This is a genomic window from Kribbella pratensis (assembly GCF_004366075.1).
Taxonomy (GTDB): domain Bacteria; phylum Actinomycetota; class Actinomycetes; order Propionibacteriales; family Kribbellaceae; genus Kribbella; species Kribbella pratensis.
Window position 1 is genome coordinate 517,475 of record NZ_SODU01000001.1, and the last position, 17,348, is coordinate 534,822.

Consider the following 17,348-nt stretch of genomic DNA (forward strand, 5'->3'; position numbering starts at 1 on the left):
TCCCGTCTCGTCCCTACTGGCCGTGATCGTACTGCCCGGCGCCCGATGTCACGGCGCTTCGAGCGCTCCGTCGATGCGCCGTACGCCGGCCGCCCACTCGTCGTGACCGGACAGTTCCGCCGGATAACGAGCCGCCGCGTCCAGGTCCACGTCGATTCCCCAGCCGGGCGCGTCGTTCGGCCGCAGCCAGCCGTCCTCGATCCGCAGCGTCCCGGGGAACACCTCGTACGTCGCCTCGTTGTAGATGTGCCCCTCTTGGATGCCGAAGGCAACCGATGTCACGTCCAGCGCGACGTTCGCCGCAGCGCCGATCGGCGACGTGTCGCCGGGACCGTGCCAGGCTGTCCGTACACCGGAGATCTCGGCCAGATCCGCCAGCTTGCGGGCCGGGGTGAGGCCGCCGATATCCGAAACATGCGACCGGATGAAGTCGACGCCGCCGTCCCGGATCAGCCGGACCGCGTCGCCGAACGACGTCGTGAGCTCGCCCACGGCCAGCGGAACCGGCGAGGCTGCCCGGACCTCGGGCAGCCGGTCCCACAACTCCGGCGCGAGCACATCCTCGAGGAAGAACAACCGGTGTGGCTCGAGCGAACGCGCCAGCAGCACCGCCTCCTTCGGCGTCAGCCGCGAGTGCACGTCGTGGAGCAGTTCGATGTTGTCGGGCAGCGCGTGCCGCGCCTCGGCGAACAGCTCCGGCGTGGTCCGCAGGTAGTCCCGCGCCGACCAGCCATTGCGGTACGGCGCGTCCGGGTAGAGCGTCGGCACCTGCGGAGCTCCGTACCCGCCACCGCCCGGTGTCGAGATCTGCAGCCGGATGTGCCGCCAGCCCTGCGTGATCAGCTTCTGCGCGTGGTCGATCGTGTCTTCGATCGTCTTGCCACTGGCGTGGATGTAGGTGTCGGCGGCGGCACGGACCTTGCCGCCGAGCAGCTCGTACACCGGCATGCCGGCGCGCTTGCCGGCGATGTCCCACAGCGCCTGGTCGATACCGGAGATCGCGTTGTTGGTGACCGGTCCGCCGCGCCAGTACCCGGAGTACGACGCCAACCGGGTGAGGTCGCCGATGTCACCCGGGTAGCGGCCGACGAGCAGCCGCGACAGGTGCTCGTCGACGAACGTCTGGACCGCCTTCCAGCGCTGCGTGAACGTGGCGCACCCGAGCCCGTACAGGCCCGGTTCGGTGGTGTCGATCTTCACGACCACCAGCGGGATGCCTTGCGGTGCCGTGACGATCGCCTTCACCTCGCGGATCCGGAGGTCGTCCCGCACGGGCCACGGCTGGTCGAAGTTCGAGGGCATTCAGTGCTCCAGGGAGAGGGTGGGTAGGTCGAGCTCGTGCCGGGCCTCGAAGCCGAGCACGGTCCGTACGGCGGTCAGGTCGATCGGCACCTCGCGACCGGCGAACCGTCGCGACCGCGGCACGTCCGGCGCGTACGCGTCCAGCAGGTCCTCGGTCGGGTACGGCGCGTTGGTGGTGCTCGCGGTCACGAAGAAGGTGTGGGCGCCCGACAACGGCGCGGTCAGTCCGAGCTCCACGGCGTACGCCGCGTCGCGGGTGTCCAGGTAGCTCCAGGCCTCCCGCAAGCCGCTTCCGGGATGCTCCCGGACGTGGTCGGACATCTCCTGCAGCACCTCCGGCGAGTTGACGTGGGGGAATCGGAACGCGACCACGTCGATCCCCCATCGCCGCCATGCCATCCGCGCGGTGTTCTCGTCGTTCTGCTTCGACAGCGAGTACGCGTCGGCGATGTCGCTCGGCGCCTGCTCGTCCCACGGGAAGTACGGCGGCCGGATCTCGTGCGGGTTGAACGGTACGCCGGTCGCGTTGATGCTGCTCGCGATCACGGCCCGGTCGATGCCGAGCGCACCGGCCTGGGCCAGCACGTTGAACGTCGACACCACGTTGATCGAGTACACCTCGTACGGCGTACCGGCCGAGGGATGCGGCAGCGCTGCCAGGTGGACGACGTACTCCGCGCCCTCCAGGGCATGCGCCACGTCCGTCTCGGACCGCGTGTCGCCGATCAGCACCCGGTCCGCCTTCAGATCCGGGTGCTCGACGTTCGACAGCGTGGTCACCTTGGCACCCAACTCGTTCAGATGCTCGACCGTGACCAGCCCGATCCGGCCGGCGGCCCCCGTCACCAGCACCCGCCGACCGTTCAGTTCATTCACTCTTTGATACCTCCGGCCATTCCCACGCCGCGCAGGAACTGTTTCTGGAACAACAAGAACAGCACGACAGGTATCAGAACCGCGAGGAACAGCGCGCTCATCTGCAGGGAGATCTCTGTGGTCTTGGCCACCCGCGGCAGCGCGACGGAGATCGGCTGCAGCCGTGGGTCCGGCAGCACGAGCAGCGGCCAGAGGTAGTCCTTCCACGAACCGATGACGGTCAGGAGCGCGACGACTCCGACGATCGGTTTCGACAGCGGCAGGATCAGCGACGTGAACAGCCTCAGGTTGCTCGCGCCGTCGATCCGGGCAGCCTCGATCAGCTCACGCGGGATCGAGTCGAAGTACCGCTTCATCACCAGCACGTTGAACGCCCCGGCCGCCTGCGGCAGCCAGACCGCCCAGAACGTGTTCTGCAGGCTGATCCCGAGCACCGGCATCTTCAGCACCGTCATGTACAGCGGGACGAGCGAGATGACACCGGGCAGGAAGAGTGTGGCGAGGACGGCGCCGGTGACGACCGGTCCCCATTTCGGCCGCAGGATGCTCAGCACGAAGGCTCCCGTCGTGCACACGAACAGGGTCGAGATCATCGAACCGATCGCGATGAACGCGGTGTTGCCCAGGTACGCGCCGATCTGCACGCGGTTCCAGGCGTCCGGGATGTTCTTCAGCTGGATGCCCGACGGCCACAGCTGCATGGGGCCGCGCAGGATGTCCTGGCTCGTGGAGACCCCCGACTTGAGCAGCCACAGCAGCGGCCCGACGCCGGCGATCAGGACAGCGATGAAGATCAGCACCTGGATCGTCGGCAGGCCGTAGCGGATCAGGCCGCGCTGCCGGTCGGCTGTCGAGATGATTCCGCGCTCGTGACTCATGTAGTGCTCCAGCGGCGGGTGACGAAGTGGTAGACGACCGACAGCACGCACAGCACCCCCGCGAGCAGCACGCTCAGCGCGGTCGCGGCGCCGAAGTCGCCGTTGATGAACGCGTACCGGTAGATCAGCAGCAGGATCGTCGTGGTGGCGTTGTTCGGGCCGCCGCCGGTGAACAGGAACGGCTCGGTGAACACCTGGAACGTCCCGATCAGCTGCAGCAGCATCATGATCAGGATGATTCCGCGGATCTGCGGCAGCGTGACGTGCCAGACCCGGCTCCAGATCCCCGCCCCGTCCAGCTCGGCTGCCTCGTACAACTCCGTCCGTACGCCGGTCAGCGCTGCGAGGTAGATGATCGACGTGGCGCCCGCGCCGGCCCACGTCGCCTCGAGCACGATCGCGGGCATCGCCAGGGTCTGCGAGTTCAGCCACGCGAACGGCCCGAGCCCGAACCAGCCGAGGATCGAGTTGAACACGCCCGCCCCGCTCGGGTCGTAGAAGAACGTCCACAACAGGATCGCGGCCACCGGAGGTACGACGGCCGGCAGGTAGGAGAGCACGTTGTAGAGCCAACCGGTCTTGCGCAGCTCGCTGATGAAGACGGCCAGGAACAACGGCACCGGGAAGCCGAAGATCAGGGCCAGCAGGCAGAAGTAGAGCGTGTTGAGCGCTGCCTGCGGGAGCTGCGGATCGGTCAGCACGTAACTGAAGTTCGACATCCCGACCCACTCGGGCGGGGCGACCAGGTTGTTCTTCTGGAAGCTGAGCACCAGGCCGCGGACGATCGGGCCCCAGGAGAAGTACAGGAAGATCAGGACCAGGGGCAGGGCGAAGAAGACCGCGCTCAGCCCGCCGGAGCGGTACCAGGTGGCCCAAGATTGAGCACCGTTCCGGCCGGGCTTATCCGTTCGTTGCTGGAACATTGGGCTACCGAGCCAGACGCGCGTCGATCTTCGAGGCCGTGTCGCTCAGTAACTTGTCGATGTCCGCGTCCTTCTTCGTGAGCACCTGCTGGACCACCGGGTCGAGCAGCGAGTAGACCTCCTGGCCCTTGTTCGACGGCTCGGGCAGCAGCTTCAGCGTCTTCGTCGAGTCGATGTACCCCTGGAACTGCTTCACCGGGACGTTCACGTACGGCTCACGCCACTTGTTGAACTGGTCGTAGGTCTCCTGGCTCAGCGGCGTGATCCCCGGCCGGCCGACGAAGCCCTTGTCGGCGATCGTGGTCTTGGCGTCCTGGACCGCGACCGACTCGGTCGTGTACTTGTCGAACTGGTCGAACTTGATCCACTTCAGCGCGGCGACGACCTCGTTCTTGGTCGCCTTCGGGCTGATCATCTTCAGCGAGCCACCGGTCAGTGTGCCGTGCGGGCCGCCGTCCTGCGGCAGACCGCCGTGACCGTAGTCGGCGGGCTTCATGCCGAAGTTCTTCACGCTCATGTCGTAGGCGTCGGGCGCCTGCAGGACCATGCCGATCTTGCCGGCCGCGAAGTCCTGGCGGACCTCCTCCTGGTTGTACAGGAACCTGCTGCCCATCGAGTTGTCGGTCCAGCGCATGTCCTTGAGCAGCTGCAGCGCCTTCTTGGTCGGCGCGTCGTTGAACGTGCTCTTCTTGCCGTCCGGGTTCTCGACCGTGCCGCCCATGCTGTACGTCATCGTGGTCAGCATCCAGCCGCCGGTGTTGTTCGTGGTCAGCTGCGCGTACCCGGCCTTGCCGGTCTTGTCGGCGATCTGCTTGGCGTACTGGCGGACCTCGTCCCACGTCGTCGGCGGCTTGTCCGGGTCCAGGCCGGCCTGCTTGAACAGAGCACGGTTGTAGGCGAGGCCGACCGAGAAGACATCGATGGGTACGCCGTAGATCCGCCCGTTCGCGTCCTGGACGATCTTCAGGACGTTCGGGTTCAGGTCCTTGGTCAGGTCGACCAGCTTCAGCTCGTCGGTGATGTCCGGGAGCTGCTTGTTCGGGATCATGTTGGCCGGCTCGGTGAAGCTGATGTTCATCACCGTCGGCAGCGTCCCGCCGGCCACCTGGGCCTGGAAGGTCTGCGCCTCCCACTTGGTCTCGGTCGATTTCACCGTGATGTTCGGGTACTTCGCCGTGAAGTCCTTGATCTTCTGCTCGAACGCCTTGATGTCGTTCGGCTTGTCGGGGGTCGGGCGGTCCCCGATCGTGATGGTGACCGGCGCCTTCTCGTCGATCTCGCCGGCGGCGCCGGTGGACGACGAGGGCGTCGTACCCTTCGCGCACCCCGCCGCGAGCACCAGCCCAATCACGCCGAGGGCCGCCCCGCAACGGCTCCACCTGCTCACTCTCGTCATCGGAACTCCTCAGGTTTCCGGATGCCGCCGATGTGCTCTGAGCCACACACCGGCCAGGTCCCGAGTAAGTTAAACCAAGCGTGTTACTAACTCAAGAGTTCACCGCGCACTTGTGCGATAACGCTTGCGCAACAGGCCGAGGTGCTGCCGGGCGCCGAGGTAAACCGATGGAGCGGGTGATCGGTGTGCGGGAGGATGGAGGCATGCATCTTCGCGCGGCGGCCGCTGCCGACCTTCCGTTCCTGATCGAGATGTTGCTCGAGGCCTGCAACTGGGACGGGACTCCCTGGTACGACGAGGCGAAGGCGCGGGGCGACGATCACGCGTGGCGATACCTCGACGGGTGGCCGCGCGCGAGTGACTTCGGGGTGGTTGCGGAGGTCGACGGCTCCCCCGCCGGTGCGGCGTGGGCGCGGTGTCTTACCGCGGAGCGGCCCGGGTACGGGTACGTCGCGGACGACGTACCCGAGCTGACTTTGGGCGTCTCCCCCGCCTTCCGGCGGCGCGGGGTCGCGCGGGGCGTGCTGACCGAGGTGATCGCGCAGGCGCGTGCAGCGTCGTACGGACAGCTCTCGCTCAGCGTGGACCCGGACAACCCGGCGCGAAAGCTCTACGAGTCGTTGGGGTTCCGGAAGGTCGGCGTTGTCGGCACCTCCGACACGATGGTGCTCGAGCTTTAGCCGAAGCCTCGGACGCGGAACTGCATGACGCGGTACGGCCAGCCGTTGTCGGTGTTCCACTGACTCACGGACAGGTGCATGTCCGAGAGCGTGGAGCCCGGGATGACATACCCGCCGTACAGCTGAGCGACATGGTTGCCGTCCTCCGAGCCCCACGCGCCGCCGTAGATCAGGGTCTGCCGGTACGCCGTGTAGAGGTTGGACGTCGGCGTGTCCATGATCATGCCGTCGATGCGGTAGTCGCCGGCGTTGAACCAGGTCAGCACCCACTTGCCGCCGAGCGGACGCAGGCTCATCTCGCCGAAGCTCCCGTTCAGGATCGGCGTCGCGGGATTGCCCCACGCCCAGACCCCGTCCCGGTAGCCCCACGGTTCGTACGCCGCCGGGTTCGCGATCTGCTCCTGGCGGACGCGTTTGAGGATGATCGGCTTGTTGCGCTGGAACCCGGTCGAGTAGACGTACACGTACCCGTCGTTGCCGAGTCCCCAGGTCAGCAGCTGGAACATCCCGCCGTCGATGTCGGGGGCGAACTTCGCGCCGGTGTGATACCAGTTCGCACCGGAGTTGTCCGAGCGCCAGATCTCTGTCCACACGACGTTTCCGAGGCCCTTGTTCACCATCGCGTGCAGGTACATCGACCCGCCGATCGTGATCACGTCCGAGGGCAGCACGGTCGAGAACGTCGGATTGTCGTGCGGGTAGTCCCACAGCTGCTGCGCCGCGGCGCCTCCGACCGCGCCCGACCATGTCACGCCGCCGTTCAGGTCGGTGGTCGTCGACCACAGCGCGACCGGTGACCGCCACCAGCCGCCGCCGACGCGCGCCTCCTCGAAGGTGTCGCCGAACATGAACAGCAGCCGCCCGTCCGGCGTCCGCGCCGGGATCCCGAGGTCGGTCGCGGCCATCCGGAACCGGTCGGTCAGACCAGGTCCGGTCAGATCGGCCACTTTGTTGGTGAGCACAGCTTGGCTACTCCCGACGGCACGGCCCGGTACGGCGGCCAGCACCCCGGCCCCGACGGCCGCGCGGAGGAACGTGGATCGCTTCATCATCGACTGACTCCCAGGGGCGGTGTGAGGTGGGAAATCGATTGCTCGCACACCATCCCGCGGCACCAGAGCGAAGTCAACCCTTTCGTCCCCCGTGCACGTGACTCACCTCACGGAGACCGGCTGTCACGTGCGAGACCACGGCGGCGTCTCGTGATCGAACAGTCGTTTCCACAGGAGGTACATGATGACGAACGCGGAGCGGACCACCGTTCTGATCACCGGGGCGAACAAGGGTCTCGGCTACGAAGCAGCCCGTCGGCTCGGAGAGATGGGCTGGAAGGTGTTCCTCGGTTCGCGTGACGAGGAGCGCGGGCGGGTGGCCGTAGAGAAGCTGGCGGCCGACGGTGTGGACGCGGTGCTGGTTCCGCTGGACGTGACCTCCGACGAGTCCGTCGCCGGCGCCCTGCAGGTCGTCTCCAGCCACACCGAACGGCTCGACGTACTGATCAACAACGCGGGCGCGCCGGGGCACGCCGTCCACCCCCGCGAGGCGACAGCTGACGAGCTGCATGCCGTGTACGACGCCAACGTGTACGGACCGGTGCGGGTCACGCATGCGTTCCTGCCGCTGCTGCAAGCGGCGAGCAACCCACGTGTGGTGATGGTCTCCAGCGGCGGCGGGGCGTTCAGCGTGGTGCAGGACCCGGAGCAGCCGGTCTCCAAGATGCACGAACTCGCGTACAGCTCGTCCAAGGCGGCGCTGAACATGCTCACGGTCAGGTACGCGCAGGCGCTGCCGACCATCAAGTTCAACGCCATCACGCCCGGTGAGACCGCGAAGCACACGTTCGCCGCCACCGACATGAACAACCACAAGGGTCAGCTGACCGTCACCGAAGGCACCGACGTGATCATCCGGATGGCCACGCTCGGCCCGGACGGCCCCACCGGTACGTTCGAGGACCGCCTCGGGCCCGTGGATTGGTGAGGTCAGTCCTTGCCTGTGGCCACTGGCCGGGTGGGGTCGGTGATCCATTCGGACCAGCTGCCGATGTAGACCGTGGCGGGGAGGCCGGCGGATTCCAGGGCGAGGGCTTCGTGGGCGGCGGTTACTCCGGAGCCGCAGTAGACCGCGGTCTCGGTCGACGGGGTGACGCCGAGTGCGGTGAAGCGGGCCTGGAGGTCGGCGGGTGGGAGGAAGCGTCCGGTCTCGTCGACGTTCGCGGTCGTCGGGGCGTTGACTGCCCCCGGGATGTGGCCGGCCACTGGATCCATCGGCTCTACCTCGCCCGCGAACCGCTCGGGTGCGCGTGCGTCCAGCAGGATGCCCTTCGCGGCCACCGCTGCGGCGCCGTCGGCGTCGAGCACCGGCAGATGGCCGGGTGTCGCGGTGAAGGTGCCGGCGCCATCAGCCGGTGCTTCCACGGTCGCCTCTCCCCCGGCGGCCTTCCACGCGGCCAACCCACCGTCGAGGACGCGTACGTCGGTCAGCCCGAAGTACCTGAACACCCACCAGGCACGGGCCGCGGACATCGAGTTCGCGGCGTCGTACACCACGACCGGAGTGTCGGCGGACCTGATGCCGATCCGGCGGAAGGTCTCCGTGACAGTCGTTGCGGTGGGCAACGGGTGGCGGCCGGGGCCGGGGGCGGCGGCGAGTTCGGTGTCGAGGTCGACGAAGTACGCCCCGGGCAGGTGGCCGGAGTCGTACGCCTCCTTGCCGGGCGGGCCGGCCAGGTTCCAGGTGACGTCGACCAGCACCGGAGCAGTGCCCAGCGCGCGCAGCTCCTCAACGGTGATCAACGGACTCATGAAGCAGCTCCTCCGAACGGCAGGACTTCGGGTGACAAGGTGGCGCGGGCGCGGGCCTGGGTGAGGCGGCGGCGATGGTGCCGGCGGCAGAGCACCTCGTACGCGACCTCGTGGTCCAGCGACACGATGTCGCCCACCACCAGCTGCTCGCCCTCGGTCACCATCTCCCCACCGATCGTACGGGCGTTGTGCGTGGCCCGTTCACCGCACCAGCACAAGGCCTCGACCTGGAGCAGTTCCATCCGGTCCGCGAGCTCCACCAGCCGCGCCGACCCCGGGAACAGCGTGGCCCGGAAGTCGGTCAGGATGCCGAAGCAGAACACGTCGATCTGCAGCTCGTCGGTCAGCCGTGCGAGCTGCTCGATCTGCAGCGGGCTGTAGAACTGCGCCTCGTCGCACACCACGTAGTCGATCCGGCCGCCGGCCGTCAGCTCGTTCACGACGTAGTCCCAGAAGTCGAAGTCCGTGCGTACCTCGACCGCGTCCGCGGACAGCCCGAGCCGCGACGACAGCACCGACTCCCCCGCCCGGTCGTGGCTGGTGAAGATCCTCCCGACCCTCCCGCGTGCCTTGTGGTTGTGATCCATCTGCAGCGCCAGCGTCGACTTGCCGCAGTCCATGGTCCCGGTGAAATACAGGAGCTCCGCCACGGGCGAACATCCTGCCAAGTCAAAGGTCCCCTCCGCACGTCGGGGTGCACGCCGGGGTGTGTCGGAGGGGTGGGTTGGGTTCTGAGCCTTCGTTCAGCTTGAATGGATTGTGCGCAAAGCCCTGTTCCTCGTCCTCGCGGCCTGTCTTGTGGTCGCCACCGCCACCCTTCCGGCCGGTGCGGCGCCGACCCGGTCCGAGGCGGGGCTCCGCGCGTACTTCGTGATCACCGCGCCGAACCAGACCGGCAAGGTGACCGGCGCGATCACGCAGAACGGCGGCACGGTCTATGCGACGTACGACGCGATCGGGGTGATCGTGGCGCACTCGACGGCAACCGACTTCGCGGACAAGCTGCGCGACGTCGAGGGCGTGCAGAAGGCCGGCGCCACCCGCACCTCCGATCTCCCCCCGGACGTCAGCAACCCAGCGGTCCCGCCCGCGGTCCCGGAGACCCCGACGGCGCAGCCGGAGACCGACCGCGCGGACATGACCCTGATCGGTGCGGACCGCGCCTGGGCGAAGAACCCGGGCTCGAAGAGCGTCACCGTCGGCGTGCTCGACACGGGTGTGGACGACCAGCACCCAGATCTCAAGGCGAACTTCGACGCGGCCAAGTCGGCGTCCTGCGCGTACGGCAAGCTCGACACCCGGCCCGGCGCGTGGCGGCCGGTCGGCGAGCACGGCACGCATGTCGCGGGCACGATCGCCGGCGCGAAGAACGGCATCGGGATGGTCGGGGTCGCACCGGGCGTGAAGGTGTCGTCGATCCGGGTGGCCGAGGCCGGGAGCCAGTTGTTCTTCCCGGAGAACACGGTCTGCGCGTTCATGTTCGCTGCCGACAAGGGCGTCTCGGTGACGAACAACAGCTACTACGTCGACCCGTGGCTGTTCAACTGCCCGAGCGACAAGGACCAGGACGCGATCCTCGAAGCCGTACGCCGCTCCGTCGCGTACTCGGACAGCAAGGGCGTCGTGAACGTCGCCGCAGCCGGCAACGAGGACTACGACCTCGCGAACAAGACCGTCGACGAGTCCAGCCCCGACGACTCGACCGCGACCGTGCGCCCCGTCACGAACGATTGCCTCAGCCTTCCGCACGAGCTGCCGAACGTGGTCGTGGTCGCGGCGGTCGACCCGACCAGCGCGAAGTCGCCGTTCTCGAACTTCGGCGAGAACAAGATCAACCTCGCCGCCCCGGGCCAGGCCGTGTACTCGACGGTGCCGGGCGGCGGCTACAAGATCCTCGAGGGTACGTCGATGGCGTCGCCGCACGTCGCCGGTGTCGCGGCCCTCCTCCGCAGCGTCGATCCGAAGCTGAACCCGTCCCAGGTCCGCGCCCGGCTCGCCCAGCAGGCCAACGACCTCGCGTGCCCGCCCGCAGCCTCCGGTGAGTGCTCCGGGTCCGCCGGGAACAACTCGTACTACGGCGAGGGGCTGGTCGACGCGGCCGAGGCGGTCGGCGCCGCGGCTGCACAGCCGCAGGGCGCGATCTCGGTCACCCAGCCGCCCGAGCAGCTCGGCGTCGGCGGCATCCCGGCGGTCCCGCTGCTGCTGAAGGGCACCGGCGGCACCGGTGACATCAGCTACTCGGCGAGCGGTCTCCCGCCCGGCCTCACCATCGACGCCGAGCGCGGCTGGATCACCGGCGTGCTGACGCCCGGCGCCGGTCGGTACAAGGTGACTGTCACCGCCCGCGACGGCGAAGCCAAGACCGCCACCACCAGCTTCTTCTGGGACGTCTGGAGCTTCTAGTACCCGGCGTCGACGAGCAGCGGGATCTCCATCTCGTCCGGAGTCAGCGAACCGTGGAGGCCGATCAGATCGGCCTCGTGCGCGTGACGGCGGCTGGCCACCAGAGCGACCGGTCCGAGGGCTGCGACGATGACGTCTCCCAGGCGCGGTGATACCCGGTCCTCGACGACCGGACCGAACCAGCCACGCGCGATCGCCTCAGAGCGTGACAGTACGAGCGCCTTCTCGCCGAGCCGTTCCCTGTAGACGGCGAGTACGTCGGCCTCCGCGCCGGGAACGCAGTACAGGTGACGGAAACGCGACTCCCCACCGATGAGGGTCACTGCCTCGGTCAGTGCAGGCTCGGCGTCCAGATCCACGCGGTGCTCAGGGGCGACGTCGATCATGCCGTGGTCGGCGACGACGAGCAGTACGGCGTCACGCGGCAGCGCCGACCGGACCTGTTGAGCGAACGTGTCGGCCGCCGCGAGTTCCTTCTGCCACTGCCACGAGTCGCAGCCCTGTTGGTGGCCGATGTAGTCGAGCTGCGAGTCGTACACGTACACCAGCGACGACTGCCCTTCACGACTCGCGAAACGGGTCGCGTCCAGACGGTCCTCGACAGTGTCGGCGCCGCGGTGTGCACTCCCCCGGAACGCGGCCGCCGTGAGCCCTGACGTGTCGAACCGCGCCTTGCTCACGTTGCGCGTGGCAACACCTGCTGCAGCTACCCGATCGAACACGGTCCCGTGCGGCTGCCACCGTCGTGGGTCGACCGGCGCGTCCCAGGACAGCGCGTTCAGCAATGCACCGGTCTCCGGGACGATCGACGTGTAGCCGACGATGCCGTGCGCGCCTGGCGGCAGACCCGTGCCGAGGCTCGTGAGGCTGACAGCGGTCGTCGACGGCACTCCAGCGGTAAGACTCCTGGGAGTCAGCGACGACAGGTACGGCGCGGCGTCGCCGTACCGCTGAAGGAGATTCCAGCCGAGTCCGTCGAGCAGGAGGACGGCGTACCGGGAGGCGGGCGGCAGGCCGAGGAGGTTCGTCTCCCCCGGCACCGACAGCGCGCCGGCCACCGACGGCAGCACGTCGGCGAGCGCGCCGCCGCCGTACTGCGGCGACATCGGCTGGATCACGGCGTTACCTGCTGGTGGTCGCGAACGAGAGTGCCTTCGCGAACTCGAGCACCTGCTGGATCCCGGCCGGACCGTCGGCCGCGGCGCTGATCCGCAGCGAGATGTCGTCGGCCGCGACCGAACCGGTGTAGCCGTGGTCGGCCTCGCAGTTCGGATCCGCGCAGACGGCCGGCTCCAGGTCGATCCGGTTCACCATGCCCCAGCCGATGGTCAGCACCACCTCACCGCTGCCCGCGACCGCCGGGTCGGCCTTGCCGGTGGCGTAGCCCGCCGGGTTCGGTACGACGCGGTTCACGACGACGGCGTTCACCCGGTGCAGCGGGATCGCCTCGGTCGACGTGGACGCGTACGGCGCGCGGATCAGTTCGTCCGCGGCGTGCTCGTCGGTGTGCCCGACGATCAGCCGGGTCGGGGTGAGCGCCAGGATCGTGATGTGCCGCCGGACCTCGTCGCGGTCGAACGTCGGCTCGTGCTGGAGCACGTAGGCTCGGATCGGTTCGCCGGCGATCGCCACCTCGAGCGAGTCGGTCACCACATCGGGGTAGTAGCCGCACCGATCGATGGCGTCGCGCAGGTCCGCCGACGCATCCGCGAGCTCCGGTGTATTCAGGTCACGCATGCACTCATCCTCGCACGATCGTGCCCGTGAGCGTTTTCACCCTTGTGGACAACCGCGATCAGTTCGCGCTTGCCTTCCGCAGCACCAGTGCACCGGCAGCGCCCGCGACGGTGACCAGAACGAGCCCTGCGACGACCTGCCCGAGCAGCAGCAGTACGCCGGAACTCCCCTCGGTCAGCACCTTTCCGCCACTCAACGCCAGCCCGCACAGCGCGCCGAACCCGACGACAGGCAACCCGACTCCGACGACCGGTACGACGGTTGCGACTCGAGCTGCTCGCTCGATCACCGACAGCGGAACGCCGGACCGCCGTAGCGCCCGTGCAGGAGCTGCCTGATCCAGCGCCGTACCCACTGCTCCCGCAGCCGTCGACGCAGCCACGGTCAGGAAGACCAGTGAGAGCAGCAACGCGACACCGATCCGCAGGTCGTTGAAGGACGGATCGTCTTCGCCAGTGGGCATGAACACCGAGATGAACCCAGTGACGAAACCGGACAGTACTAGAGCGGCCACAGGCCGGAATGCACCCTTTGGGTCGTCTACCAGGCGCCGACCGGCCAGCAACGTCACTGGTCCGTTTGCCGCCTTCGCCATCGCCTTGCCCACCAGCTGCACCGCCCACGGTCCGACCACGCGTACGGCGAGGGCCGCGAAGCCGACAGCGATCAGCAACGGCAGCACAGCCGCCCGCATCCCGTAGTACGCCAGCATCACCGGACCGATGACCAGCAACCCGATACGCAGCACGCTCAAGCCCTTGCGGGTCTGGCCGCGTACGACGCCCAGTGGGGTGATGCTGACTCGTCCGAGGCCGATGAGTGCACTGATGACGGACAGGATGGGTACGGCGACCAGTACGACGAGGACCGTCCACCACTGGACCGTGATGTCACCGACGTACCAGCGTCCGCCGCCGAGCGGGATCTGCGCGATCAGCGGACTCAGAGCGGTGTAGCCGATCAAGCCGACGACTGCACCGGCCGCGGCGAGCACGGCTTGTTCTACTGCGCTCAGCCGGAGCACCTGGGTCCGGGTCGCACCAGCAAGACGCAGTGCGGCCAGTCGGTGCTCGCGGCGCTTGGCTGCGACACCGGCGGCCTGTCCGACGAGGCTCAAGATCGGGAACAGCACCAGGATGATGCCGAACGCCACTGCGATGAGCAGTCCGGCCATGCGGCTGTCCCACACCTTCTCGTTCCAGCTGCTGACGTACTGCGGGCGCTGGTCGGAAGGGATCGTCCGGACGCCGCGGATGATGATGAACTCTTCTGGCGACGACAGACCCTTGTCACTGATCACCCCGGTCGGCTTATCTGCGCCGTACGGCTTGCTGAGGCTGGACCAGCGTTTCGCGACCTCAGGCGAGACGAAGACCTCACCGGGCTTGGGGGTGTGATCGAGGCCCGGCGGTGGTGCGAGCTCGCTGGGGCGCAGGACCGCGAGGTCGAGAACGCTCAGGCGGTGACCGTCGACCCGCTGGTCGTCGTCCAGGTTCAGCGAGCCGATCGCGGTTGTCGGATCAGCCTTGTCCGCACTCCGCCACCCGATCCGCTCCGACCGGTGCGACAACCCGAGCGAACCGGCAATCAGAAACGTGACCAGCAGCGCGACCACTGCAGTCGCACCGAAGGCGGCCAGGTTGGCGGCACGTCCGCCGGGCCCGGGACGGCGTACGAACCGCAGGCCGAGTTCAGTCATCGGGTTCATCGCACGGCTCCCATGGCGTCGCTGACTCGGCCGTCGACGATGTGAAGGGCCCGGTGGCAGCGGGCGGCTACAGCATTGTCATGGGTGACGACTACTACTGCGGCACCGCGGTAGGTCGCGGCGCCTACAAGCAGGTCGATGACCTGTGAGCCGGTGGCCGCGTCCAACGCGCCGGTTGGCTCGTCGGCGAACACCACCTGCGGCTCGCCGACCAGTGCCCGCGCGATAGCTACCCGCTGCGCCTGACCGCCGGACAGCTCACCCGGTCGACGACCAACCTCAGCGGCCAGCCCGACCTGGGCGAGGATCGTCCGCGCGCGTCCGATCGCCTCGCGCCGGCTCAGGCCGTCGACCATCAGCGGCAGGGCGACGTTCTCGTCGGCGGGAAGCTCGGCGAGCAACTGGTTGTCCTGGAACACGAAACCGAGACGGCGACGGCGCAGGACGGTCCGAGCGGCGTCGTTCAGCTGGTCGACACGTTCACCGCCCAGCCAGACCTCGCCCTGATCCGGCGTGAGGATGCCGGCGAGCACGTGCAGCAGGGTGGTCTTGCCGTTGCCACTCGGGCCCATGACCGCGAGCGCTTCGCCGGACCGGACGGCAACGTCCACGCCGGCCAGGCCGACCACGCTGCCGTAGTGCTTGACCAGGCCGTGCCCACTCAACACAACCTGCGACTGGGGACTCTGAAAGTTCATGCCCAGAGCCTTTCGCGATCACCGCCCGCGATCGTCGGCCCGCGGACCGGTCCTGTCGTCGTCTTTAGACCGGTACGTCGTACGACCCAAGTCGTACGTCAGTCGGTGCGGAACGCTGACGGATATGCGTCGCGGTAGCTCGGGATCGTCCCACCCGGGGTCTCCACCGACTCCGCGTTCAGCATCGCGTGCACGATCGCCCGCGACAGCGTCCGCGCGCCCGCGGCGTACACGGTCTCCAACTGGCCGAGCGCGAGCGGATCGGTCACGCTCAGCCGCGGCTCGTCCGTCGACCGGGTCGACAGCGCGAAGATGCTGTCGCCGTCGACGAGCGTGTGGATCGGGTCGATCGCCCGCGCCAGCCCGTCGTGCGCGACCATCGCCATCCGCTGCGTCGCGGCCTTGTCCAGCGGTACGTCGGTGGCGACGACCGCGATCACGGTGTTCATCCCGGTTGTCATCCCGGTTGTCATCCCGGTCGTCGCTGCCGGGCCCGGGATCAGGTTGCGGCCGGGCGCCGCGGGTGGCGGCGGCTCGACCGGCGTCCGCAGGTGCGTGAACTCGTCGCCGAGTCCGAGGCGGGCGCCGTACAGGTTGCCGCCGGCATCGACCGCGGAGCCGGCCGCGTTCACGATCACCAGCGCGCCGACCGTCGTACCGTCGTCCAGCCGGACGCTCGCCGAGCCGACGCCGCCCTTCAGTGAACGGGCCCGGGCGCCGGCCCCGGCACCGTGGTTGCCCAGGGCAACCGGACCGTCGGTGGCGGCGGCGATCGCGTCAGCTCCCCAGGACGGCTCCGGCCGTGCCTTGAAGTCGCCGCCGCGGGCGAGGTCGAAGATCACCGCGGTCGGGACGATCGGCACCACGTCGTAGTCACCCTGACCGACGCGAACACCTTCGCCGCGCTCCTCCAGCCAGCGCATCACACTGCCGGCCGTGTCGAGCCCGAACGCGCTGCCGCCGGTCAGGACGATCGCGTTCACGCCGCCGTTCGAGTTCACCGGCGCGAGCAGGTCCGTCTCGCGGGTGCCGGGCGCGCCACCGCGGACATCGACCCCGGCGACAGCCGTTCCCGGCACGTGCACGACCGTCGTACCGGTCAAGTACGGCGGGTCCAGGCGCTCGACCTGTCCGACCAGGATTCCAGGAACATCGGTAATCGCGTTCTGCGGGCCGGGCTGCATGCCGAAGATCCTAATCCGGTTGCGGTGAGCGTTAGCGTGAAGGGATGAACGCCGATCAGCTCTGTGGTCTGCTGGCCGAACCGTCGAGATTGCGGACGTACTCCGCGATCGTCCTCGGCGCCTCCACTCCCGAGCAGGTTGCCGGGAGCACCGGACTCCCCGCGCCGGTCGTGGTGAAGGCGTTGCAGCGGCTGACCAAGGGCGGACTGATCGCCGCGAGCCGGGACGGGTTCACGGCGGACGAGGCCGCGTTCAAGGACGCCGTACGGGAGAGCCGGCCGGAGCGGGTTCCGCTGGATCCCGATCCGGCTCGGGACAACGTGCTGAAGTCGTTCATCCGTGACGGGCGGCTGACCCACTTCCCGACGTTCCCGGACAAGTATCAGGTCGTGCTCGAGTACATCGTCCAGTCGTTCGAGGTAGGTCGCTCGTACCCCGAGTCCGAGGTCAACGAGATCCTCAACCGCTGGCACCCCGACCACGCCGCCCTCCGCCGAGGTCTGGTCGACGCCACGCTGCTCGTCCGCGAGAACAGCATCTACACCCGCCCCTAACCTCCCACCACCACCCCGCCCCCCAGCCCTCACTGCCAACCCCGGCACAACCCTCCCCAAACCGGTTTGGGGCTGCCCTCCGACCGCGACCGGGGAGCCGTACAGCCCAATCCGGGCGGATAACCCTCCCCAAACCAGTTCGGGGAGACACTCAACCGCGAACGGGGAGCCGTACTGCCCGATCTGGGTGGGTAACCCTCCCCAA

17 protein-coding genes are annotated in these 17,348 nt (G+C 68.3%); 4 read left to right on the forward strand and 13 right to left on the reverse strand.

Annotated elements, in window-relative coordinates:
- Nucleotides 1-48: 48 nt before the first annotated feature.
- The 5 genes from EV137_RS02515 to EV137_RS02535 are packed head-to-tail and all read right to left on the reverse strand — an operon-like array spanning nt 49 to nt 5,375.
- Nucleotides 49-1,302: an enolase C-terminal domain-like protein gene (locus EV137_RS02515; RefSeq protein WP_134010136.1), complete on the reverse strand. Its 1,254-nt coding sequence runs from the start codon at nt 1,300-1,302 to the stop codon at nt 49-51.
- Nucleotides 1,303-2,178 (reverse strand): NAD-dependent epimerase/dehydratase family protein, encoded by an 876-nt coding sequence (locus EV137_RS02520; protein WP_238175047.1) that lies wholly within the window; start codon nt 2,176-2,178, stop codon nt 1,303-1,305.
- Nucleotides 2,175-3,056, reverse strand: coding sequence for a carbohydrate ABC transporter permease (locus EV137_RS02525; protein WP_134010134.1), 882 nt, complete (start codon nt 3,054-3,056; stop codon nt 2,175-2,177). The genes EV137_RS02520 and EV137_RS02525 overlap by 4 nt, the downstream gene beginning before the upstream one ends.
- Nucleotides 3,053-3,979 carry a carbohydrate ABC transporter permease gene (locus EV137_RS02530; RefSeq protein WP_134010132.1) on the reverse strand — a complete coding sequence of 309 codons (927 nt, stop codon included), beginning with the start codon at nt 3,977-3,979 and terminating at the stop codon, nt 3,053-3,055. Before EV137_RS02530 ends, EV137_RS02525 begins: the two co-directional genes overlap by 4 nt.
- A gap of 4 nt (nt 3,980-3,983) precedes the next feature.
- Nucleotides 3,984-5,375, reverse strand: coding sequence for an ABC transporter substrate-binding protein (locus EV137_RS02535; protein ID WP_134126254.1), 1,392 nt, complete (start codon nt 5,373-5,375; stop codon nt 3,984-3,986).
- 203 nt (nt 5,376-5,578) lie between these two features.
- Between EV137_RS02535 and EV137_RS02540 the strand changes: the two genes are divergently transcribed.
- A complete protein-coding gene (locus tag EV137_RS02540) occupies nt 5,579-6,055 on the forward strand; it encodes a GNAT family N-acetyltransferase (protein WP_134126256.1) in 477 nt (158 codons plus the stop codon).
- On the opposite strand, the gene EV137_RS02545 is transcribed toward EV137_RS02540, so the two are convergent.
- The gene (locus EV137_RS02545; RefSeq protein WP_202870793.1) at nt 6,052-7,107 is read right to left on the reverse strand and encodes a glycoside hydrolase family 183 protein; all 1,056 of its coding nucleotides are present in this window, start codon (nt 7,105-7,107) and stop codon (nt 6,052-6,054) included. The two genes, EV137_RS02540 and EV137_RS02545, sit on opposite strands and share 4 nt — an antisense overlap.
- Before the next feature lie 181 nt (nt 7,108-7,288).
- Here EV137_RS02545 and EV137_RS02550 point away from each other — a divergent pair, with 181 nt between their 5' ends.
- Entirely contained in the window at nt 7,289-8,035 is a 747-nt protein-coding gene (locus EV137_RS02550; RefSeq protein WP_238175048.1) for an SDR family NAD(P)-dependent oxidoreductase, read from the forward strand.
- Nucleotides 8,036-8,037: 2 nt separating this feature from the next.
- Here the strand turns inward: EV137_RS02550 and EV137_RS02555 are convergent, their stop codons facing one another.
- Both EV137_RS02555 and EV137_RS02560 read right to left on the reverse strand, forming a co-directional pair.
- Nucleotides 8,038-8,859, reverse strand: coding sequence for a sulfurtransferase (locus tag EV137_RS02555; RefSeq protein WP_134126260.1), 822 nt, complete (start codon nt 8,857-8,859; stop codon nt 8,038-8,040).
- Nucleotides 8,856-9,509 carry a thymidine kinase gene (locus EV137_RS02560; protein WP_133789333.1) on the reverse strand — a complete coding sequence of 218 codons (654 nt, stop codon included), beginning with the start codon at nt 9,507-9,509 and terminating at the stop codon, nt 8,856-8,858. The genes EV137_RS02555 and EV137_RS02560 overlap by 4 nt, the downstream gene beginning before the upstream one ends.
- Before the next feature lie 109 nt (nt 9,510-9,618).
- On the opposite strand from EV137_RS02560, the gene EV137_RS02565 reads away from it, so the two are divergent.
- Complete coding sequence (locus EV137_RS02565; protein WP_238175049.1) at nt 9,619-11,262, forward strand: S8 family peptidase; 1,644 nt, start codon at nt 9,619-9,621, stop codon at nt 11,260-11,262.
- Here the strand turns inward: EV137_RS02565 and EV137_RS02570 are convergent.
- The 5 genes from EV137_RS02570 to EV137_RS02590 form a co-directional block, all read right to left on the reverse strand.
- The gene (locus EV137_RS02570; RefSeq protein ID WP_238175050.1) at nt 11,259-12,380 is read right to left on the reverse strand and encodes an alkaline phosphatase family protein; all 1,122 of its coding nucleotides are present in this window, start codon (nt 12,378-12,380) and stop codon (nt 11,259-11,261) included. The genes EV137_RS02565 and EV137_RS02570 overlap by 4 nt on opposite strands.
- A 4-nt stretch (nt 12,381-12,384) precedes the next feature.
- Nucleotides 12,385-12,999: a DUF5998 family protein gene (locus EV137_RS02575; RefSeq protein ID WP_133789331.1), complete on the reverse strand. Its 615-nt coding sequence runs from the start codon at nt 12,997-12,999 to the stop codon at nt 12,385-12,387.
- Between the two features lie 58 nt (nt 13,000-13,057).
- Nucleotides 13,058-14,707, reverse strand: a complete 1,650-nt coding sequence (locus EV137_RS02580; protein ID WP_134126264.1) for an FtsX-like permease family protein — start codon at nt 14,705-14,707, stop codon at nt 13,058-13,060.
- Nucleotides 14,704-15,405, reverse strand: coding sequence for an ABC transporter ATP-binding protein (locus EV137_RS02585; RefSeq protein WP_134010117.1), 702 nt, complete (start codon nt 15,403-15,405; stop codon nt 14,704-14,706). The genes EV137_RS02580 and EV137_RS02585 overlap by 4 nt, the downstream gene beginning before the upstream one ends.
- A gap of 98 nt (nt 15,406-15,503) precedes the next feature.
- Entirely contained in the window at nt 15,504-16,589 is a 1,086-nt protein-coding gene (locus EV137_RS02590; RefSeq protein ID WP_134126266.1) for a P1 family peptidase, read from the reverse strand.
- A 44-nt stretch (nt 16,590-16,633) separates the two neighbouring features.
- Between EV137_RS02590 and EV137_RS02595 the strand changes: the two genes are divergently transcribed.
- Nucleotides 16,634-17,143 (forward strand): DUF2087 domain-containing protein, encoded by a 510-nt coding sequence (locus tag EV137_RS02595; RefSeq protein ID WP_134126268.1) that lies wholly within the window; start codon nt 16,634-16,636, stop codon nt 17,141-17,143.
- Nucleotides 17,144-17,348: the final 205 nt, after the last annotated feature.